The organism is Gottfriedia solisilvae (genome assembly GCF_002128405.1).
GTDB lineage: Bacteria > Bacillota > Bacilli > Bacillales > Bacillaceae_G > Gottfriedia > Gottfriedia solisilvae.
The window spans coordinates 160340-181128 of sequence record NZ_NETJ01000003.1 but is presented as its reverse complement, the minus strand read 5'-3'; the positions used below and the strand labels follow the sequence as shown (position 1 = coordinate 181128).

Below are 20789 nucleotides of genomic sequence, written 5' to 3'. Positions count from 1 at the left end.
GTCGAGCATCCTTCCGCTTCAATCAACTTCTTAAAGTACTTTCTTCTTAAAGTACTTTCTTCATTCAACATTAAATCAACTTTTAAAGTATAGGCTTCTTTTCTTTACTAATAAGCTAACAATCACTTTGACATCTCTTTAAAATTTCTTGGGACAATATCTCTGTTGCTTTTTTTATATTGGATACATTGAAAAATACAATATCGTTTTCTCCTAGGTACATTGATTTGACTTGTACTTTACACCATAGGCTGCCGTAAAGTTGGTTAAATACGCCTGGAACTCCTGGTGGAATATTTAATAGAGCAATGATTGTTTCTTCTTTAAATGATACATTATGTGAATCGAGTGTTTTTCTTACTACATTGAAGTCTCTATTAGTCTCAGTTTCAGTGGTGCCTGCTACGATTCTAACAAAGTTTTTTTTATCGCGATTTTTTGTTGTCGTTAGAGCCAAAAGGTTAACAGAGTGTTTGGCAATATCATTCAAGATATTCGAAAGGGTTTGATCGCTTGCAGTAAAAGTAAATTGCGTTCTGTATTCAATTTCATAATTTAATTGTTGTGAATTACGATTATAAGAACGATTCATTTCGTACACATCCTTATGTTTTGGTTTTATATTAAGATATGTGACAAATGAGTTATGGTATGGGTAAAAGATAACCTTCTATACTATTAATATAAACGAATACCTATAAAACAAAATTATGGATTTTTACTGTCCAGTTGTAATGGAGATGGGATTTCAGTAAGTAAACAAAAAAAGAGCTTTCTTCAAATGAAGTAGCTCTTTTACAATAATTATTCTGATTGAGAATTTTTCAGTTAATTTTTCTATTAATATCTCCATTCACACTTCATACATAATTCGTTTTCTATTAACTCAGCAGTAATGCTTCCATTCATTTTTTCCATTAGGCTTTTTGCAATCGGCAAGCCCAGTCCTGTACCTTTTCCGGTTCTTGTTTGGTCTGCTTTATAAAATCGATCAAACATATGATTTAAATCATGCTGACTTAATTGATTAACAGAATTGCGAATTGAAAATTGAACAGAATGGTCGAGCTTTTCTAGTTGAATAGTCACATTACCGCTTGAGTGTCTTATGGCATTCAACAATAGGTTTTCAACAACGCGCTTGATGGCAGATGGGTCTGCCATCATATGTATTTCATTTTCTGGAATGATGATGACAGGCTCTATTTTCTTTTTATTAAACTCCTCGTAAAAAGCTAATAAAACTTCAGAAATTACATTATTTAATTTAAGTTTCTCAATTTTTATTGGATATTCTATTTGCTCAATAATTGAGAGTTCAAAAAAATCTTCAAGTAAAACTTTTAATCTTAGCGCACTATGTTTAACGATATTCGTATATTCTTTTCTCTTTTCTGCTGATAAATCATCTGACTCTAGAAACTGAATATAACCTAATATTGAAGTCATAGGTGTTCGTATATCATGTGAAATGTATGATATTGCTTGTTTTAATTCATTTTCAGATAAACGCTTCTCAGCACGTGCTCTTTTCGTTAAATCAATTTGATGATTTATTTCCACAGCAAGCTTTTCAATTTCATTTTCAAAATAGGTTAGGTCTATTTTTTTTTCAACTTTACTTTTGTTGATTTCATTTAATTGTTTCCTTGTTCGTTTAATTTCCTTTTTTAATAGAAAATAACGGGTGAGAACAATCAGTAATACAATCATAACGAAAATTGTTACAAAAATCATTCGGCCACCCGCTTCCTTTCTTACTTGATTTCTTTCTTCCTAAAAATGAAACTACCCAAAATACCTAAAACAATAAAAGTCAAAATAGGTATGAGAATTAGTGTCGTGAATTCAGTATGATCTAATTGATCGAGCTTATATATTTTCGGATATAACATAAAAACTGTATGATCAATAATCGTTTTTAAGCTAGTTATTTTAGAACTAATAAAATCTAAAATAGAATTTACTAAGGCAAAAAACATAATAAGCAATCCGATTGTTTTTCCACTGTCCGTAAAAATCGTTGCGATAATTGCCATAATAGAAGCAAATGCAGCTGCATAGAGTGTAACTACAACGAATGCTTTTAGTATGAATATCCAGTCCGTTGCTCCATTAAAATCGAAAAAGAGATTGACTGACGTAGTCATAAAGATTGGTAAAATTAACATAATAAGGATGCTACCAATTGAAAACATGATTAATTTTGCAAAATAGATTCGTAATCTACTATTTCCTGATGAAGCGATACTTTTCATCGTACCATTTGAATATTCACTTGTAATGAAGAATCCAGCAAAAATACATGGAATAAGCTTAACGATATCACTATTAATACTTAAAACTTGATATAAAAAGAATTCACTTAAACTTAATTTAGAAACCCCTTCGTTTGATTGCATAGTAAATGGATACAATACCGAGAAAATAATCAAAATTAATGCTAATGTTCGAAATGAGCGATCCTTTTTTAATTTGTACCATTCAGTTTTCATAAGATTACCCACGATTTACACCCCCAATTCGAGTTGTAAAATAAGCTTCCAAATCTTCACCCATCAGCATAAATTCTTCAATAATTAAGCCTTCTCCTGTTAGAGCTTTGGAAACCTCTCGTGCTTGATCTACATAATCAAATAACCTAATTGAACCATCTGGTAATACTTCATAATTTCGTGAAGACAAGATCCCCTCAATAACTGTTGCGGCTTTATTTGGATTATCAACCTTAATATACAAAAAGTGTTTACATTTTTCATTCAGTTCACTAGTGGATAACTCTTCTAATAGTTCGCCCTCATGAATAATGCCATAATGAGTTGCTAATAAATGCAGTTCACTTAAAATATGACTCGAAATTAAAATGGTAATTCCATACTCTTGATTTAACTTTTTTAATAACTCACGAATTTCTACTACACCCATTGGGTCTAGTCCATTAATAGGCTCGTCTAATATTAAAAATTCAGGATCTCCTAGTAATGCGATTGCAAGACCCAGTCGTTGTTTCATTCCTAATGAGAAATTTTTCGCTTTCTTTTTACCTGTATCTTGTAAACCAACTAAGTTCAGTGTTTTTTCGATACATTCTTTACCAGGAATTCCTTTCAGTAGTCTATGAGCTTCTAAATTCTCAGATGCACTTAAGTGAGGATATAAAGCTGGGCCTTCGATGATTGTTCCGACTCTTTTTCTTGCTTCAGTTAGCCCACTCTCATTACTTTCTCCAAATAATTCAAATGACCCTGAAGTTGGATATGCAAGGCCAGTGATGATTCGAATTAAGGTTGACTTTCCAGCACCATTTTGCCCGATAAATCCATAAATTGATCCCTTTTTAATTGATAAATTAACTTTATTAAGTGCCATTTTATTCTGGTACTTTTTAGATAAATGATTGGTTTTTAGTACATACTCATTCAAAGTATTTCCTCCTTTGATTACTTCTTACATTGTCTAAATAGAATGAAGATTTATTGATTCATTTAATTTAATCTTGATTATTTATAACTATAAGAAGGAAACCATAAGAAAGTATTAAGTTAAATCTTAAGAAAACCTTAAGTTTTCAGTTTGTACCCCATTCCCCAAATCGTTTCGATATACTCTTCATTCGGATTTGCTTTTGAAAGCTTACTTCTTATGTTACTCATATGAACATTAATCGTATTATCATCCCCATAGAATTCCTCATGCCAAACACTTTCAAACAAATTTGCTTTCGTAAAGACTTTCTTTGGAGAAGACATCAGTAGAAATAGAATCTCATATTCAAGAGCAGTTAATTTTAATTCGTAACCATTAATAGTCACTTCTTTTGAATCAATATTCATCACGAGATTCTTATGACTGATCTGATTGCTTACTGGAACATCCGACTTGCGTCTAAATCTTCTTAAGCAAGCATCAATTCTTGCAGAAACCTCTTCTATATCAAAGGGTTTCGTAATATAGTCATCCGCGCCCGCCCTTAGAGCATCTATTTTAGTTTGTGTCTCAATCTTTGCAGAAATAATGATGACGGGGATTTCATTTTCTTTCCTTACCTTTTTAAGTAATTCCTCACCAGACAAACCAGGAAGCATTAAATCAAGTAGTATCAGATCCCACTTTTGATTTTCTAAATAAATTTGCGCCTCAGTCCCAGAGTATGCTGACTTAGGATGATAACCGTTTCTGCTAATAATATTACAAAGTAATTGATTAATATCTTCATCATCTTCAATTATTAAAATATTTATCACATCATTCATCTTTTTCATCCTCACAATTATGATTCATTGTAATATGGGCATTGTCTATGTTTTGAATAGATGCAGATTGTTTACAAATACCTTTTTTTCTATATCTTCCTTATTTACATTCAAGTACAATCTCATTCACAAGCTTAACATTTTTCATGATCCCGTTAGTTCAACAATAACTAAATTAGCTAATAATTGTCCAACTAAATTAATAACTTGATAAATTACTGCATACACAAAACCCCTAAAGCAATTTGCATTAGAGGTTAACAAAAAGAACATTTAATTCTTAAGATATGACGATGAAAAATTCAATACATTACAAATTGTCAGCTGTTAAACTTTTAAGAAATTCTTTATTATTCAAAATGGTATTTTCTAAGTTTTGGCGTATTAGCTTTAAAGTTTGATATGCAGATTTAATATTTTCATTTTCCATCTGTTTCTTATAATTCTCCCATAACTTTTTCCGTTCGCTTTTCAACTGTTTATTGATAGAAATTGCTTCTTTATAAATACCAATTTTACTTTGAATTTTGTTTAATTTATCTTGATTGATTTTTGAGTAATTGCTCTTCTCTAGTTCTTTTAATTGCTTAACTAATAACTGTTTTTTCTTTGGGTACAACTCTTTAATCTTTTGATTTAAAAGATCTTTTTCTTCATTTAGCTTTTTTACTTCTTGCTGTAAATTTTTAAGTTTGTTAGAGATGTTTCTACTAATCTCTTTACCATCGCTTAGTTCCTTATTGCCTGTAGCTGCTTCACTTGGAGTAGAAAAAAACATTATACTCCCAATTGAGATCATAACAAGTAAAAAATACTGCAATTTCCGCATAATTCACCTCTAGTATTATTTTAAATCGTTTGGAAATCCATCATCTTCTTGTTCAAATTCTAAATTATCAATTTCTTCAAGCATCTCACCCAGTTGTTCTTCAAAGGTCGTTTCTTCTGAAGCTTTTTCTTCGGTAGTGTTTTTTTCTTCAGTGAATGTTCGTTTTGAAGGTTTAGAATTATTTTTCTCATTATAATTGTTATCAATAAATGAACAACCAATTAATATAAAGAGCAATATCAACGGAATAATATACTTTTTCATTTTATCCTCCGTAATTCCTTACCCAAATTTTTACGGCCTTTTCTAGAAATCATTAGTTGATGTTTGTCATTTTAGGTAATTCAATCCAAAATGACACACCACCCTCTTCATTTTCAACCCCAACATTTGCTTGGATCATGATTGCTAGCTCTTTTACAATACTTAGACCTAAGCCTACATTTCCATTTGTTCGGTTTCTTGCTAAATCTGCTCGATAAAAACTTTCCCAAATGCTTTCTATTTCACTTTCAGGTATCATTTCACCACTATTAAAAACCGATATACGATATGTATTTTCTCTTTCTTTTACTGAAATTGTAATTTGTTTCTTTTCATTCACATGAGTTAATGCATTATTTATGTAATTACTCATGATTTGTACTAATTTTATACGATCTGTCATAATTGGTTTTATATCGGTTTGTTCGTGCTGGAATACAATATGATTTTCATTAAATTGTGGAGAATATAATTTCATCATCTCATTTACTAACTGATTTAAATCCACTTCCTCGTAATGAACTTCCATCTTACTATTTTGTAATGTTGAAAGATTTAATAAATCGTAAACCATTTTCTCCATTTTGTTTGCTTCATCCATAATAATGTCGAGGTATTCTTGTTGTTCCTCCTCGGTTTGATTTACACCAACTTGTAATCCTTCAGTGTAACTTTGAATGATTGTAATAGGTGTTTTCAATTCATGGGAAACATTTGATATAAAGGTACGACGCTTTTTTTCAAACTTTACTTTTTCTTCTAGTTCATTCATTAATGTTTTATTTTTGATATTCAACTTTTCAATGAAATCTGAAATGATGTTACTTAATTCATTCATCGAATATCCAAGTTGCCCCAATTCATCCTTCCTATTGTGATTCCATTTTCTTGAAAAGGACAAACTAGTCATTTCTTTTGCCATACTACTAATTTCTAAAATTGGTTTTGTAAATGATTTAGCCATTATCAATCCAATGACTGTACCAACACATAAAAGTGCTAGACCGATATAAATTAAAAAATAATTGTATATCTCTACACTTTCATTAATAGCTGTAATTGGTGTACGTATGATTAAAATTTTATTTCGATCGAGCTTACTACCTACTAAAAGAAACTCTAAATCTATACTTTTTAAGTTCGTTTTTGTGACATAATAAGTATTTTTCTTTAATTCATTTTTTAACCGATTCATACCATTTTCAGATACGTTCGGTTTATTTTGTAAATCCTCAAATTCATCTATTGTACGGAGCTTTTCCTTACTATCTCCCTTTAAAGTACTATATAAAGTGCTACCACTTAAAGAAAGAACTTCAATTGAAAAACCGTGAGATTTCTCTAAAGTATCAACAAATGAAATGAGCTGATCTTTATTTTTTTGTCCGTATAATACTTTTAATTCCTGGCTACTATTTTTAATTTTGATTGTCTTTTGATGAATATAAAATGTTTCTAAAAAGAACAGATTAATTAATAGGCCGATTCCGACTAAACTAATTATTAATAAAATAAATGTAAGCAATAGTTTTGAACGAATTGATTTCATTTATGAAACCTCAAAACGATAACCAACTCCGCGAACAGTGTGAATGTAGGATGAACAAGCTCCTAGTTTTATACGAAGTCTATTAATATGTGTGTCTAATGTTCGATCCTCACCATAGTATTCATAGCCCCAAACAGCAGATAAAATTTGTTCTCGCTCCAATGCTAATTTTTGATTTTTAATAAAATAATAGAGTAAATCAAATTCCTTCTGCGTCAGGATAACTTGTTGATCTTGTATGAATAATTTCCTTGCACTAAAGTCGATTTCTATATCTTTCGCTCGGAATATACTATGTTCATATTTACTAGATTCCGCTACTACTCTTTTTAGTAGAGCCTTCATTCTAGCAATTAGGATTAATGGTTTTACCGGCTTTGTAATATATTCATCCGCTCCAACCTGGAAGCCATACAATTCGTCATATTCCTCGCTTTTTGCAGTGATCATAATAATCGGTATGCTAGAGTGCTTTCGAATTTCTTTACATACTTCCCATCCATCTATTTTAGGCATCATCACATCTAATAGAATTAATTTCAGCTCATCTTGATTTGTTTTGAATAAGTTAATTGCCTCTTCACCATTTGCTGCTTCTATAACTTCAAACGACTCTCGCTTTAAAAAGTCTACAAGTACTCTTCGGATACGCTGTTCATCATCACAAAGTAATATTTTCACCACAGTGTTTCCCCCAATAAAGCTTTCTATTATCTATTTATATTATAAATTGCTAGATTATTAAATGAAAGAAAATTCAATCATTTCAGTATTAATAAGTGAACTTTGAAAGAAAAAAGACAGATAGCTATCTATCTGCCTTTTTAAAAGGAAGTATTTTTCATTCTAATTTTCATTTTAGATTTTAATTGTTTCACTTCATTAACTCGTTAATCTCACTTTTTGTTCTCTTAAATTGAGCATCATGTGTTCTTGATCCCAATATTCATCATTTAGTTTTAAGCTGTCCGGTGTTACAGCAAATGTTTCGAAGCCAAATGTTTTATATAGTTTTTTAGCTGATGTATTACCTTCCACAACATTTAACATAATTTGTTCTAGCTCTAAGCTTTTAGCTAGATGAATGACTTCTTCGATCAGTCTATGACCAGCACCCAACCTACGTGCTCTAGTTGATACATAAACTGACTCAATTTTCCCTTTATGTTCTGATTTCGTTTTTTCGAATGTTTTCAAAGTAGCGATTCCAATTAATTCACCATTATTTGTAAATGCTCCAAATGTATAATTGATGTCTTTATCTAATATTTCAGCTTTATATTCTATTGGGTCATCTTGTTCAAGTATGTCATCCATCGTTGTACTAAATACTTCTGGATTTTTTTCTAAACCTTCTAGACGAATATTAAGATAGATTTCTGCATCTTCCTTTGTTAATAAACGTATTTTCATTTCTATCTCCTCCGTGTTGTATCCACATTTAAATTTTAACGAACTCAATGTAGGTTTTCAACGCTTTATGAGGTATGCTTCGACTGTCATATATTTGTAAAAAAGGCAGAAAAACGCCTGTATATCAGTATGTAAACAGAATTAAACTGTCTATTTTTCAGTACAAGCTGTTACAGAATTGTTAGCTTTGTCATACTCAACTTTACATTAGTAAGAAAAGATTATTGTTGATATTTACTATTGGCTGTTTTTGTGACTTGCTGCTATTTAACAAAAAAAGAAATGTGTTAATTTCCACTCCAGGATGCTCTTGAGCTAAAATATGTGAGACTCCTAGTCAAAAAACACTGCATTCCAGACCCTTAACTAAGTTTATTAATTAGATAGACTCTTTCAGGTCTTCCAATCGTTCCATAGGCTAAATCAGCAAGTACCTTTCCTTCTGATACTAAGTACTCTAAATATCTTCTTGCAGTTGTGCGACTGACTCCAATTTCATGACTAACATGTTCTGCAGTCATTCCATTACTTTCCTCATGAATCGCTATTAAAACTTTTTCTAAGGTAAGTTTATCTATTCCTTTTGGAAATTGACTTTGATCTTCGATGACGCCGATATTCTTCCCAATTAAACTATCAATCTCACCTTGAGTAATATAAGCACTTTTGGATTGTAAATTGCTAACTTTCTTTGAATAATTCGCATATCTAATTAAAGAATTTTTTAAGCGTTCAAAAATAACTGGTTTAATAATGAAGTCAAATACTCCGTAATGAATAGCTTGATTAACTGACTCTATTTCCTTAGAAGCGGTAATCATAATTACATTCGAAGTTGTTGAGTTGTCTTTTATCCATTTTAAAAAATCTAGTCCGTTCATATCTGGAAAATAAACATCTAGTATTACTAATTGTGGTTTTACGATTTCAAATAGCTCAACCGCTTCTTGATAATTAGTCGCAATACCTATTACGCTGAAACCATCAATTTTATCAATAAATCTCTGATGAATTTCCGCAATTCTACTATCATCCTCAACTATTAATACTTCTATTAAATTCTTTTTCATAGATTATGTTATTCTCCTTTTGTTGTTTAGGAATGGCAACAATAAAGGTTGTTCCTCCATTTTCATTAGAATGAAATGTAATCTGGCCATTTAATTTATGGAGTAATCTTTGAACTAGATGTAGTCCAATACCTGAATTTTTGTACTTCTTTTTTGTCGTGACACCATATAAAAATATATCTTCCACTAGTTTTTCTGGGATTCCATTTCCATTATCATCTATTTCAATGATTAAATCCTGGCCAATGTCTGTAAGAAATAATGATACTTTCTTTTCTGGTTTATTTGAATCAAGCACAGCATCAAATGCATTATTAAGTAGATTCCCTATAATTGTTATTAAATCTTCGCGATTAACCTCTTTTGGCACATCCGCAAAACTACTATTATGATCTAACATGAAATCTACTTTTAACTCATTCGCTAAACTTATTTTCCCCATTAAAAGCCCTGCGATAACCGGATCAGAAATTTCTTCCATAATGAATTGAATGATATTTTGAGTTATATTGGACTCTTTTGAGATTAATTCAATTGCTTCTTGGTATGATTCAAGTTGCATCAAACCTAAAATTGTATGCAATTTATTTGAGTATTCATGAGATTGAGCTCTTAATCCTTCTGAATAAGCCTTTATTTGTGACAATTCATTCAGCACTTTATTCAATTCCGATTTTTCTCTAAAGGAAGTTACTGCACCAACAATATTACCGTCTACTCCAGAGATTGGAACACAGTTGATAATCACCATTTTTTCGTTAATTAGAAATTCTAAATCATATATTGCTTCTCCTGTTTCTACTACTTTTTTCAAATGAGAATTATGTAAAATGTCTTCTATTTTTAATCCTCTAAGTTTTATATTATTTGGAATAGAAAGTACTTTATGGGCATTTTCATTAACGACTGTAATTTCACAATTTTCATCTATCGCAATAATACCTTCATGAATAGATTCTAAGATAGCATGTTTTTCTTGATACATTCTTCCAATTTCTTTTGGTTCTAATCCGAAAATAGATTTTTTAATATTAAATGAGATTAGAAAAGCTGCCGAAATACCAATTACTAATATAATTAAGCTATTAAATAACAACTTTTTATGAAACTTATTAGCTTCTTCTTCAATATCCTTAATTAAATAACCGACGGAAACTACACCTATTACATCTCCTTGATTGTTTATAATTGGTGATTTTCCTCTTAACGAAGGTCCAAGTGTACCGGTAGATTCTGATATGATTTCCTTACCTTTAAATACTTTCTCATTATCACCACCAACCATCCTTTTACCAATTAACATTGAATTGGGATGTGAATAACGAATTTCATTCCTGTTACCAACAACGATAAATTCTGCTCCAACTTTTTTTCTTATTTTTTCTACAATCGGTTGAATCGTTACAGATGGATTTTCTTTCAAAAATGCAGTGCGTATTTCTGGCATATTTGCAACTGCTTGAGAGATTGCTAATGCTTTTAATCCTTTTTCGTGCTTTGCATTTTTTTGAAGCATTTCTTGTGATACTAATTCAAAAACACTGCTAATACATAAGATTAAAACTGATATAAAGATGATTAGTTTATAGTGTAAGCGCATAAAATTCTCCTTGTATTTTTATAATAATCAAAAAACTCCTTTTATTAAAGGAGTTTTTCTAGATATTTAATGCTAGTTATTTTATGCTTCTATATTTAATACAACACTTTTACCTTTTAATTTAATAATGATTGGAACTATAATCCACAAAGCTGCAACGACTAAAAATGAAGCTGAAATTGGATGTGTAATAAATATGCTATAGTCACCATTTGAAACTGTTAAAGCTCTTCTTAAGTTATTTTCAATCATTGGTCCTAACACTAAACCTAATACTAAAGGTGCAATTGGAAAATCATTTTTAGAAAGAAAATAACCAAAAATGCCACAAGCAATTAATAGTAGTAAGTCATTTACAGAAACTTGTACCGCATAAACCCCAAATATTGATATTGCGATAATGATCGGTAGTAAGTATTTTTTCGGTGTTTGAATAATCTTTGCAAACAATCTTACCAATGGCATGTTTAGTACTAATAACATAATATTACCGATAAACATACTTGCAATTAATCCCCATGCAACATCTGGGTGTTCTTCAAATAAAAGTGGTCCTGGTTGAATGTTATACATCATAAATGCACCCATTAATATCGCAGTCGTACCAGAGCCAGGAATTCCTAAAGTTAATAGTGGAATCATTGCTCCTCCAGATGCAGCATTATTAGCTGATTCAGGTGAGGCAACTCCTGCAATTGTACCAGTTCCAAACTTTTCAGGAGTTTTACTTAACTTTTTTTCAACAATATAAGCAAAAAATGAAGCCAATGTTGCACCTGCTCCGGGTAAAATACCGATAAAAAACCCTAACAATGAACCCCTAGCAATGGGTGCAGCACTTTCCTTTAATTCCTCTTTTGAAGGTACTAAATTATTAATTTTTGCGATTTCTCCATCATCTACTTCATTTTCCAGAATCGTTTTAAATACTTCTCCAAGGGCAAATAACCCAACAGCAATTGTTAAAAATTCTAACCCTTGATATAACCAAGGAATATCATAAGTAAATCGTGAAACTCCAGAAACTGAATCGATACCAATCGTCGCAAGAAGTAACCCAACAATTGTCATAATCAATGCCTTAGTTATTGATTTACCTGCCAGGCCACTAACTGCACATAATCCTAAAAGCATTAATGAAAAATACTCTGCTGGTCCAAATTTTATAGCGAGAGCCGACAAAGGTTTAGCAAGTAGTATTAATGCTACAAGTGTAACGACACCTGCAACAAATGAACCAATAGCTGCGATAGATAAAGCACTACCAGCTCTTCCTTTCTTAGCCATCTGGTAACCATCTAATGTCGTAACAACAGATGACGATTCCCCAGGGGTGTTTAAAAGAATAGATGTGGTTGATCCACCATACATTGCACCATAATATACACCCGCAAGTAATATAATCGAACTAGTCGCTGCTTGTTCTGGTGCTAAAAAACCAGTTGCAGAAGCTGTTACAGGTATAAGAAGTGCTACTCCACTCATGGGTCCAATACCAGGCAAAACACCTACTGCTGTACCAATTAACACTCCGACAAAGGCGAATAATAAGTTATACCAAATAAATGCAGTTTCAAAACCTTGAGCTAAATATTGAATTGTACCCAATTGTTTGTCTCCCTTCTAGTCGTTTAAAACCAAATTGGCCATCCAGGTAATGTACCTTTCATAACATTAACAAATACAAAGTAAATAATGATTGAATATCCTAGAGAAATAGTAATTGACTTCAACCATTTCCCTCGGTCTAATGCTTGGAAACAAATCAATAAAAACAAAAATGAACTGATAATAAAACCAATTTTTTCAAGTAAAAGTGCATACATAATGGCTGAAACTAAGACAATTAAAAATCGTTTGTAATTAAATTGGATTGTATCTGTGTTTTCTTGTTTATAAAAAAATGTTTCGTAAAATAGACGAAAACTCAATAATGCCAGAATACAGCCAAGTATAAAAGGAAAGACATTTGGACCTACAACACTTCCATATGCAGATGTAGCAACCCCCCGGCTTTCTATCATAAATGTTAGACCGATTATTAAAAATATGATTGCTGCAATTCTATCAAACTTTTTATTCAATTAATTCACCTCTCTATTTAGATAGTAGAAGGAGATAACTCTCCTTCCTCTCATCATTTATTTTTTCATTCCCAATACTTCTAATAAATCATTAACTTGTGTTTCTTGTTCTGCTAAGAACGTTTTAAAGTCTTCACCGTTTCTATATTCTGGCTGCCAGCCTTGAGTCTCTACTTCTGTTTTCCACTCATCTGTTTCTACTAATTTAGCAATTGTATTTTCCCAGAAAGTATATGCATCCTTAGACATTTTTTCTGGACCGAAAACGCCACGCCAAATGACAAACTCTGCATCAACTCCTTGTTCTTTAGCTGTTGGAACTTTTGATAAAACCTCTCCCCCAATGCGTTCAGGTGCTGTAACTGCAAGAATTTTCACTTTACCAGCTTTTACGAATTCAAGCGTACTTGAAATATCGGTAGAAATAACATCTGCATTTTTTCCTAAAAGAGCTGTTATTGCTTCAGAACCGCCATCATATGAAACGTATTTAATTTTAGTAGGATCAATACCATATTTGTAGGCTGGTAAGATTCCAATTAAATGATCCATTGATCCCGGAGCAGAACCACCTGCTAATGTCACTTTACTAGGGTCTTTTTTCATATCTTCTAAAAGCGATTTTAAATCTGTATATTTTGAATCAGCCCTAACAACAATTGCACCGTAATCAATTGTTAACTGTGCTAAAGGAGTTGTATTTTTATAGCCATATGGACTGTTTCCCTCTTTTTTTAAGTTATTAATAATAATTGGAGGTGAGTTTACAAATAGTTTTTCATTATTAGCTTTATCCTTCGTAGCATACTCAGCCATAAATACTGCTCCGCCACCACCAGGCTTATTCTCCACTGTCATCGGTTCCTCTACAAGATTTGTTTCACTTAAAATTTTTACAAACGATCTAGATGTTAGGTCCCATCCTCCACCTGCCCCAGATGGTGCCACAACCGAAATTGCTCTTTCCGGATACGAAGATTTACTTCCTGAAGTTTCTTTCCCGCTATTACATGCTGCTAGACTTACAGTTAAAATAGATGACAATAATAATAAACTAGCTTTCTTACAATTCATTATTAATCCCCCTTTGTTTGTAAACGCTTACTTATAGAAGTATTATAGTTTAATAATTCAGAAAAATATTATTATGAACGTTAAAGATGTAAGTATCATTAAAACCATTTTGTTCATAAAAACCACAGTGATTTTAAATCTATACAAAGCACATTAAATGGGAAGTTTTCTAATACAACATCTTCTTTCCCTTCGTTTTTTTTAGACATAAAAAAATACGAGACTGAATTTAATCAGCTCGTATTTTTCATTGATCGATTTATTTATGAATCCAAACAGCTCCAGCAGAATTATCTTTTGCTTCTCCAATTACTTGGAACTTTAAGCCAAAGTTTGGAAGGTTTCTTCCTGCATCAGGAATTAACTCATTCATGTATTCGTTTGAATCATCGAATTTTGTTACTCCTGTTAATCCGTCATAATCGAAAATTCCACGAGATGGTGAGTTAATATACCATTCTGGAGATTTATCATAACTGAATGCAGCATCTGAAACTTGGTATCTAGTACTCTGTTCAACTGATTGTTGTCCATTTAGGTTACCAACAATTGCTGATGGATGAGCGTCAACTACACCTAAGAATCCTTCTCCTGGATGTACCCCTACCCAGTTATCAGTATAGCTATCATCACCATACCAAACTACTAAACCAGTATTATACTTAACTCCGCGAGCAAATTCTAATGCTTTATCACTTCCAGCATAATTTCTCCACTCTAAGTAGTAGTAATGTTTCTTGAAATCAGTTCCATTTGATACACTTGCACCATCTAATGTAAATGCTGGTGTACCTTCTGCTCCATCAGTAAATACTACTTGATCATTTACTGTTAACTTTGCTTCATCAAACGCAAAACCATTTGGAGCTAAACCGCCATCAGTTACATACTCAAATTGAACTTTTACATTTTTCCCTTTAAATGCAGATAAATCATATGATTTATCAACCCATAGGCCATTTGATGTTTCATATCCACCTGCTGTATTTTCATCACCAATTGTATCAATTGTCGCAAGTTTATTACCATTCTCGTCTAATACGTTAACATATAGATAGTCAAAATCAAATTCTACTTGATAGTTAGCTTTTAATGAGAAATTAGCACTTGTTGCGCCAGTTAAATTAAACACTGGTGAAGTCATTGTAGTGTGTAAGTCATCACCTTTTGAACTGTAGTAATATTTTGCACCAAATTGAGGTTGAATTTCACTCTTAACCTCTTTATCTGGTAGATTTACTTTAACAATTCCAGGATTATTTGATTTTGTTACACTTTGATCGATAAATGCAGCAATACCTTCTTTATCGATATCTTTATAATCTACTTCTGTCATGTTAGCCCAGTTCCCACCAATTGTTTTTTGGAAGAACTCTTTATTTTGTGGAGAAAAGCTTGTAGGTGTTGTTCCAGCAATTGCACCATTCCAACTACCACCACTCATAATAGACCAAGAAGCAATTGGCTCACCATCACCAGTATATTGCGTATCATATTCATCTGGTAATCCTAAATCATGACCGTATTCATGAGCAAATACACCTACAGCACCATCTTCTGGTTCAACTGTGTAATCATATGCTGCCATATATCCGCCCCAATAAGGAACAGAAGCTTGTGTTCCTGCAAAAGGAGTAACTCCATTTAATACCCAACGGTGTGACCAAATAGCATTATCACCTAATGCTCCGCCACCTGCTTCTTGTCCAACTCCAGCATGAATTACCATTAAGTGATCAACTAAACCATCTGGCTCATTTGTATTACCATCACCATCGATATCGTAAATATCTAGGTCATCATAATCAGCTAAATTCACTCCAGAGTTAATTGCAGCTTTTAATGCATCTTTAATGAAGTCACGTGGACCTTTTGGATTTAAATTATCATGTCCAGTTGCACTATCATCACCATAATCAGCTGCATTGCCTGGAACTGTTAACCAATCAGTTACTGTACCTTTTACAGTGTAACTTCCACCAGATTGTTCTTCATAAAATTGTTTAAACGTTTTTACTTTTGAACCGTCAAATAATGTAAAGTCCTTATCTCCAAAAAGCATATTTTCATAGTGTGCTTTATTGAAGTCTGAAGAATACATATATCCTTCTTCTTGCTCAATACTATTATGTTTAAAATCTGCAAATTCTGCTAATACAACTAATACTTTATCTTCACGAACACCGCCATCGTATTTTGCTTGTTTAGCTGAATCTACTTTGACGATACCATTTTGCTTACCTTTTTTGTAATTTCCATGACCTTTAGCTAATTGCTTTAACAATTGGCTTTTACGTTTTTCTAACGTATTTTTTTGTTTTTCAGCAATTTCTGAACTATGATCATTTGTTGCTTTACTCTTTTCACCTTGTTTTTTCTTTATGTATGCTTTAACCTTGGCTTTAGCAGTTTCAGAACTATCAGATGCCTTAATGACACCTCTGTCTTTTAAAGCTTTTTCTAAACGTTCTTCATCTACAATATTTAAATCTAAATACGGAGAATCTGCTACTTGCTGACTCTTTTCTTCAGTAGGGACCGCAGCTTTTGTCGTAAGTCCCGTTGAAAGAACAGAAAAACTTAATGCTGTGACTAGCGAAATACTTGATAAAACTTTCCAATACGATGGTTTCCTCATGATTTGCACCTCTATTCTGAATTTTCATAACAGTAAATAAATAGTACAAGCTACGTTCTCTCTCGACAATGAGTCTTTATTAACTATTTTTAAGTTAGTCAATAATCAATTATCACTAAAATCTAATAATTTTTAAAAAAGGTAGAGGTAAATAGTCATATTTTTTCGACAAATAGAAACACAAAAATATACTATGAAAATGGTGAAAATCAGATGATTACTCCTATTGATCAAAGCTTTTTTAATAAACCTACACTTCAACTGTCGAAAGATTTACTTGGTTGTCGTTTAGTACATTTAATGGATAATATTGTAATTTCTGGAAGGATTGTCGAAACAGAGGCTTATATGGGGCCTGTAGATCGTGCCGCGCACAGCTTTCAAAATCGCCGTACAAAACGGACTGAAATCATGTATCATGAGGCTGGGCTAATTTATACATACCAAATGCATACACATACTTTAATAAATATTGTAAGTGGAAATATAGATTGTCCTGAAGCAGTTCTGATCAGGGCTATTGAACCGATTGACGGAATCGATTATATGATTCAAATGAGGAATAACCAGCCTATTTCAAATTTAACAAATGGCCCAGGTAAATTAACAAAGGCTATGAATATTACAATGTCTTCTTATGGACAAAAAAGCTGGGAGCCACCAGTATTTATTGCGGAAGGAACCAAGCCGCACGCTATTAGTTCGGGTCCCCGTATTGGCATTGAGAATACTGGAGAAGCAAGAGATTACCCTTGGAGATTTTGGATTACTGATAATCCATTTATTTCAAGGAAATAGTGAAACCACTCCCTGGAATCTAAAAAAATCACCAAGGCTACTAATTGAATGTTAATTAGTTGCCTTGATGATTTCGAATTGTTTTACCCTCAGAGAAGAACTCTTTTAAATTTAAGTTTCTTTTCATTTCATCATTCTCTAAAACCTGTGGTAGCACTAATTATTTGTTCTTCTAGTTCAAATCGGTATTCCTTTGTTTCATAATGACTCCACCCGAATCTTTTTTCCATATAATTAATTACTCTATTTTTGTATTTATTTACAACATCGATTTGAAAATATAATGTCCCTGTACGTCTTATAAAAAAATCTACTGGTTTTACAATCATTTCATATTGAATTCCATACTCTAGCGGTAAAAATAATGTCAAAGGTAAATCATAGTTATCCTTTATATTTCTTAGTCCAATATCTAATATTTGGTCGATATTTGAACCGTACCTATTACTCAATTGCTCATATTCATGTTCATTTAAACCAATTGCAATGCCTGCTGATTCGAATCTTTTTTTATAATAATGAAATCCTTTTGATCCCCCAACTTCTCCACCCGAAATGGGTAATTCTTTTGTTTGGCAATCCTTGTAGACTTTATTTTTAGTCATAAAAAATTCCTTCGAGATATGATCTACAACAGTTTCAGCCATTTTACGGTAACCGGTCAACTTTCCTCCAGCTATTGTAATTAATCCTGAATTTGAAAGCCAAATTTCATCTCTTCTAGATATTTCTGATGGATCCTTTCCCTTCTCATAAATAAGTGGTCTGACTCCTGCCCAACTTGATTCAATATCTTCTTCATGAAGTTGAATTGTTGGAAACATAAATCTGATGCAATTCAGAATATATCGTCGATCATCTAGACTTACTTTTGGGTTTACTGGTTCATTATCAAAAATTGTATCCGTTGTACCAATATATGTCTTTTTGTCTCTTGGAATGGCAAATACCATTCGCCCATCCTCTGTATCAAAATAAACAGACTGATTCAGTGGGAATTTTTTATGGTCAATGACTAAATGAACCCCTTTTGTTAAACGTAGATTTTTATCATTTTCGATTTTATCTTTTTCGCGTAATTGATCTACCCATGGCCCAGTTGCATTTACTACTTTTTTAGCTTTGATTGTAAAAGGAACTCTTGTTATACAATCGATCACTTTAACACCATTAACCAGACCATTTTCATAAGTAAAATCAGTCACTTGGACATAATTGATTGCCTTTGCACCATGCTCAACTGCCTTTTTAATGACTTCAATTGTTAATCGAGCATCATCTGTACGATATTCTACATAGTATCCCCCACCCTTTAACCCATCTTTTTTAATGAGTGGTACTTTAGCAATAGCTAGATTTCTATTTAACATTTTTCGACGTTCTTTTTTATGCACTCCCGCTAAGTAATCGTATAATCTTAAACCAATTGATGTACTAAATCTCCCAAATGTTCCACCTTTATAGATTGGTAAAAGCATCCATTCCGGTGTCGTTACATGAGGCCCATTTTCATACACAATCTCTCGTTCTTTTCCAACTTCTGCTACGATACTAAATTCAAACTGCTTTAAATAACGTAAACCACCATGCACAAGCTTGGTGGATCTACTTGAAGTACCTGAAGAAAAATCCTGCATTTCGACAAGGGCAGTGCTCATCCCCCGCGTCACTGCATCAAGTGCAATTCCGCATCCGGTTATTCCTCCTCCAATGATTAGTACATCAAATTCTATTTCAGCTAAATGTTTCTTTATACTCTTCCTACTAAAATATGAAAATTGTTCATTCATTATTGAAACCTCACTTTAGTTATTTTTCTCGTTGAAATGATTTTGTAAGGAATAAACAATAAATGTGAGATATGTACTCTTTACGTCTCATTCTTTTAGCTTATTAGTCTGAATAAAAGAACATGTGTGAAATACACGAAAATAATAAGATCATTTTTCTAGATGACTAAACTGTAAAAATGGGCAAATAAAAAAACAGAAACATGTCATAACAAATGACTGTTTCTGTTTTTAAATGTATATTCTTATTTTCCTTTATTTCGAGTTATTACATCAAACACAACCGCAAGAACAAGAACAGCACCTCGAATGATGTATTGGTAAGATATATCAATACCCATCAAATTCATACCACTTGTTAGTGAAGCCATTACGAATGCACCGATGATTGTACCTGTAATTTTACCAACACCACCTGCTGCTGAAACACCACCAACATAAGCAGCTGCAATCGCATCTAACTCAAACATTGTACCTGCTTGTGGAGATGCAGATGCAAGTCTTGCTGTAAATAATACACCTGAAAGTGCTGCAAGCATACTCATAGATCCGAATACAATATAAGTGACTTTTTTAACACTAATCCCACTTAGTTCTGCAGCCTCTGGATTTCCACCAACTGCGTAAATGTGACGTCCTAAAGGTGTTCTAGTTGAAATGAAATGATAAATTATAACTACAATTAGCATTATAACAGCAGTCCAAGAAATTCCTTGGTACCCTGCAAGGATATAGCTAATATAGCCAATAATACCTGAGATAAATACTAATTTTAATACTTGCATTGGTACAGAAAGTACTTCAAAGCCATAAGTTATGTTTACTTTTCTCTTTGTAAAATCACTCCAAATTAGAAGAATAATAGAAAGAGCGCCAACTATTAACGTTGATACGTGTAAACCATTCCAATTACCTAAACTCGGAATATAGCCATTTCCAATCGCTTTAAAGTTTTCGTCAGAGATGATAATTGTCCCTGTTTCAACAAGCGACATAAGTAAAAATCCCTTAAAAATTAGCATTCCCGCTAATGAAACAACGAATGAAGGAATTCCTAAATTGGCAACAAAAAAGGCATTAATTAAACCAATAATTGCACCAATTACTAGTACTGCAACAATTGCTAACCAAACAGGTAAACCAAACTTTGTTAAAAACAGAGCAACTACTGCTCCAAGAAAACCTGCTACAAATCCTACTGAAAGATCAATGTGTCTAATAACAATGACCAGCGTCATCCCTACAGCAAGAACTGCAACATAACCCGTCATATTAATTAAATCACTTAAGTTACGAGATGACATAAATAATCCATCTGTATTAATTGTAAACACTAGCATAATTACTGCTAGAGCAATATACATTCCGTATTCACGAATGTTTTTCTTTAATAACATACCTGCTTCTTGAAAAAAATTCATATTATT

General features: G+C 32.3%; 19 protein-coding genes. 1 reads left to right on the top strand and 18 read right to left on the bottom strand.

Annotation, left to right across the window (positions count from 1 at the left end; all coding sequences use genetic code 11):
- Positions 1-115: 115 nt before the first annotated feature.
- The 16 genes from CAB05_RS10165 to CAB05_RS10090 all read right to left on the bottom strand — a co-directional run bounded on the left by CAB05_RS10165 (position 116) and on the right by CAB05_RS10090 (position 16777).
- Entirely contained in the window at positions 116-592 is a 477-nt protein-coding gene (locus CAB05_RS10165) for a hypothetical protein (RefSeq protein WP_087999728.1), read from the bottom strand.
- A gap of 248 nt (positions 593-840) precedes the next feature.
- Positions 841-1737 carry a sensor histidine kinase gene (locus CAB05_RS10160; RefSeq protein WP_087999727.1) on the bottom strand — a complete coding sequence of 299 codons (897 nt, stop codon included), beginning with the start codon at positions 1735-1737 and terminating at the stop codon, positions 841-843.
- Between the two features lie 20 nt (positions 1738-1757).
- On the bottom strand, positions 1758-2507 hold the full coding sequence (locus CAB05_RS10155) for an ABC transporter permease (protein ID WP_087999726.1): 750 nt from the start codon (positions 2505-2507) through the stop codon (positions 1758-1760).
- Positions 2500-3423: an ABC transporter ATP-binding protein gene (locus CAB05_RS10150; protein WP_087999725.1), complete on the bottom strand. Its 924-nt coding sequence runs from the start codon at positions 3421-3423 to the stop codon at positions 2500-2502. Before CAB05_RS10150 ends, CAB05_RS10155 begins: the two co-directional genes overlap by 8 nt.
- A gap of 137 nt (positions 3424-3560) precedes the next feature.
- Positions 3561-4253, bottom strand: a complete 693-nt coding sequence (locus tag CAB05_RS10145) for a response regulator transcription factor (protein WP_087999724.1) — start codon at positions 4251-4253, stop codon at positions 3561-3563.
- A 310-nt stretch (positions 4254-4563) separates the two neighbouring features.
- Entirely contained in the window at positions 4564-5052 is a 489-nt protein-coding gene (locus CAB05_RS10140) for an LMBR1 domain-containing protein (protein WP_142283080.1), read from the bottom strand.
- Positions 5053-5097: 45 nt separating this feature from the next.
- Complete coding sequence (locus CAB05_RS10135) at positions 5098-5346, bottom strand: hypothetical protein (protein ID WP_087999722.1); 249 nt, start codon at positions 5344-5346, stop codon at positions 5098-5100.
- Between the two features lie 52 nt (positions 5347-5398).
- Positions 5399-6895, bottom strand: coding sequence for a HAMP domain-containing sensor histidine kinase (locus CAB05_RS10130; protein ID WP_087999721.1), 1497 nt, complete (start codon positions 6893-6895; stop codon positions 5399-5401).
- Positions 6896-7579 carry a response regulator transcription factor gene (locus CAB05_RS10125; RefSeq protein ID WP_087999720.1) on the bottom strand — a complete coding sequence of 228 codons (684 nt, stop codon included), beginning with the start codon at positions 7577-7579 and terminating at the stop codon, positions 6896-6898. It abuts the gene before it with no gap.
- 198 nt (positions 7580-7777) lie between these two features.
- Positions 7778-8308, bottom strand: a complete 531-nt coding sequence (locus tag CAB05_RS10120) for a GNAT family N-acetyltransferase (RefSeq protein WP_087999719.1) — start codon at positions 8306-8308, stop codon at positions 7778-7780.
- A 362-nt stretch (positions 8309-8670) separates the two neighbouring features.
- Entirely contained in the window at positions 8671-9378 is a 708-nt protein-coding gene (locus CAB05_RS10115) for a response regulator (RefSeq protein WP_087999718.1), read from the bottom strand.
- A complete protein-coding gene (locus tag CAB05_RS10110) occupies positions 9344-10978 on the bottom strand; it encodes an ATP-binding protein (protein ID WP_087999717.1) in 1635 nt (544 codons plus the stop codon). Before CAB05_RS10110 ends, CAB05_RS10115 begins: the two co-directional genes overlap by 35 nt.
- 81 nt (positions 10979-11059) lie before the next feature.
- Positions 11060-12586 carry a tripartite tricarboxylate transporter permease gene (locus tag CAB05_RS10105; RefSeq protein ID WP_087999716.1) on the bottom strand — a complete coding sequence of 509 codons (1527 nt, stop codon included), beginning with the start codon at positions 12584-12586 and terminating at the stop codon, positions 11060-11062.
- Positions 12587-12609: 23 nt separating this feature from the next.
- Entirely contained in the window at positions 12610-13062 is a 453-nt protein-coding gene (locus CAB05_RS10100; protein WP_087999715.1) for a tripartite tricarboxylate transporter TctB family protein, read from the bottom strand.
- 57 nt (positions 13063-13119) lie between these two features.
- Positions 13120-14136, bottom strand: a complete 1017-nt coding sequence (locus CAB05_RS10095; protein WP_087999714.1) for a Bug family tripartite tricarboxylate transporter substrate binding protein — start codon at positions 14134-14136, stop codon at positions 13120-13122.
- A 259-nt stretch (positions 14137-14395) separates the two neighbouring features.
- Positions 14396-16777 (bottom strand): immune inhibitor A domain-containing protein, encoded by a 2382-nt coding sequence (locus tag CAB05_RS10090; protein WP_174567289.1) that lies wholly within the window; start codon positions 16775-16777, stop codon positions 14396-14398.
- A gap of 210 nt (positions 16778-16987) precedes the next feature.
- Between CAB05_RS10090 and CAB05_RS10085 the strand changes: the two genes are divergently transcribed.
- Entirely contained in the window at positions 16988-17572 is a 585-nt protein-coding gene (locus tag CAB05_RS10085) for a DNA-3-methyladenine glycosylase (protein WP_087999712.1), read from the top strand.
- Between the two features lie 131 nt (positions 17573-17703).
- On the opposite strand, the gene CAB05_RS10080 is transcribed toward CAB05_RS10085, so the two are convergent.
- Together CAB05_RS10080 and CAB05_RS10075 are read right to left on the bottom strand one after the other, a co-directional pair.
- A complete protein-coding gene (locus CAB05_RS10080) occupies positions 17704-19362 on the bottom strand; it encodes a glycerol-3-phosphate dehydrogenase/oxidase (RefSeq protein ID WP_087999711.1) in 1659 nt (552 codons plus the stop codon).
- Between the two features lie 245 nt (positions 19363-19607).
- Positions 19608-20783 (bottom strand): sugar ABC transporter permease, encoded by a 1176-nt coding sequence (locus CAB05_RS10075; RefSeq protein ID WP_087999710.1) that lies wholly within the window; start codon positions 20781-20783, stop codon positions 19608-19610.
- Positions 20784-20789 lie beyond the last annotated feature (6 nt).

What these genes read in the sequence shown, in the direction of transcription:
- CAB05_RS10130 (WP_087999721.1), bottom strand. Translation starts at nt 6,895, where the DNA reads ATGAAATCAATTCGTTCAAAACTATTGCTTACATTTATTTTATTAATA.
- CAB05_RS10115 (WP_087999718.1), bottom strand. Translation starts at nt 9,378, where the DNA reads ATGAAAAAGAATTTAATAGAAGTATTAATAGTTGAGGATGATAGTAGA.
- CAB05_RS10080 (WP_087999711.1), bottom strand. Translation starts at nt 19,362, where the DNA reads ATGAATGAACAATTTTCATATTTTAGTAGGAAGAGTATAAAGAAACAT.
- CAB05_RS10110 (WP_087999717.1), bottom strand. Translation starts at nt 10,978, where the DNA reads ATGCGCTTACACTATAAACTAATCATCTTTATATCAGTTTTAATCTTA.
- CAB05_RS10085 (WP_087999712.1), top strand. Translation starts at nt 16,988, where the DNA reads ATGATTACTCCTATTGATCAAAGCTTTTTTAATAAACCTACACTTCAA.
- CAB05_RS10140 (WP_142283080.1), bottom strand. Translation starts at nt 5,052, where the DNA reads ATGATCTCAATTGGGAGTATAATGTTTTTTTCTACTCCAAGTGAAGCA.
- CAB05_RS10135 (WP_087999722.1), bottom strand. Translation starts at nt 5,346, where the DNA reads ATGAAAAAGTATATTATTCCGTTGATATTGCTCTTTATATTAATTGGT.
- CAB05_RS10095 (WP_087999714.1), bottom strand. Translation starts at nt 14,136, where the DNA reads ATGAATTGTAAGAAAGCTAGTTTATTATTATTGTCATCTATTTTAACT.
- CAB05_RS10120 (WP_087999719.1), bottom strand. Translation starts at nt 8,308, where the DNA reads ATGAAAATACGTTTATTAACAAAGGAAGATGCAGAAATCTATCTTAAT.
- CAB05_RS10165 (WP_087999728.1), bottom strand. Translation starts at nt 592, where the DNA reads ATGAATCGTTCTTATAATCGTAATTCACAACAATTAAATTATGAAATT.
- CAB05_RS10075 (WP_087999710.1), bottom strand. Translation starts at nt 20,783, where the DNA reads ATGAATTTTTTTCAAGAAGCAGGTATGTTATTAAAGAAAAACATTCGT.
- CAB05_RS10160 (WP_087999727.1), bottom strand. Translation starts at nt 1,737, where the DNA reads ATGATTTTTGTAACAATTTTCGTTATGATTGTATTACTGATTGTTCTC.
- CAB05_RS10145 (WP_087999724.1), bottom strand. Translation starts at nt 4,253, where the DNA reads ATGAATGATGTGATAAATATTTTAATAATTGAAGATGATGAAGATATT.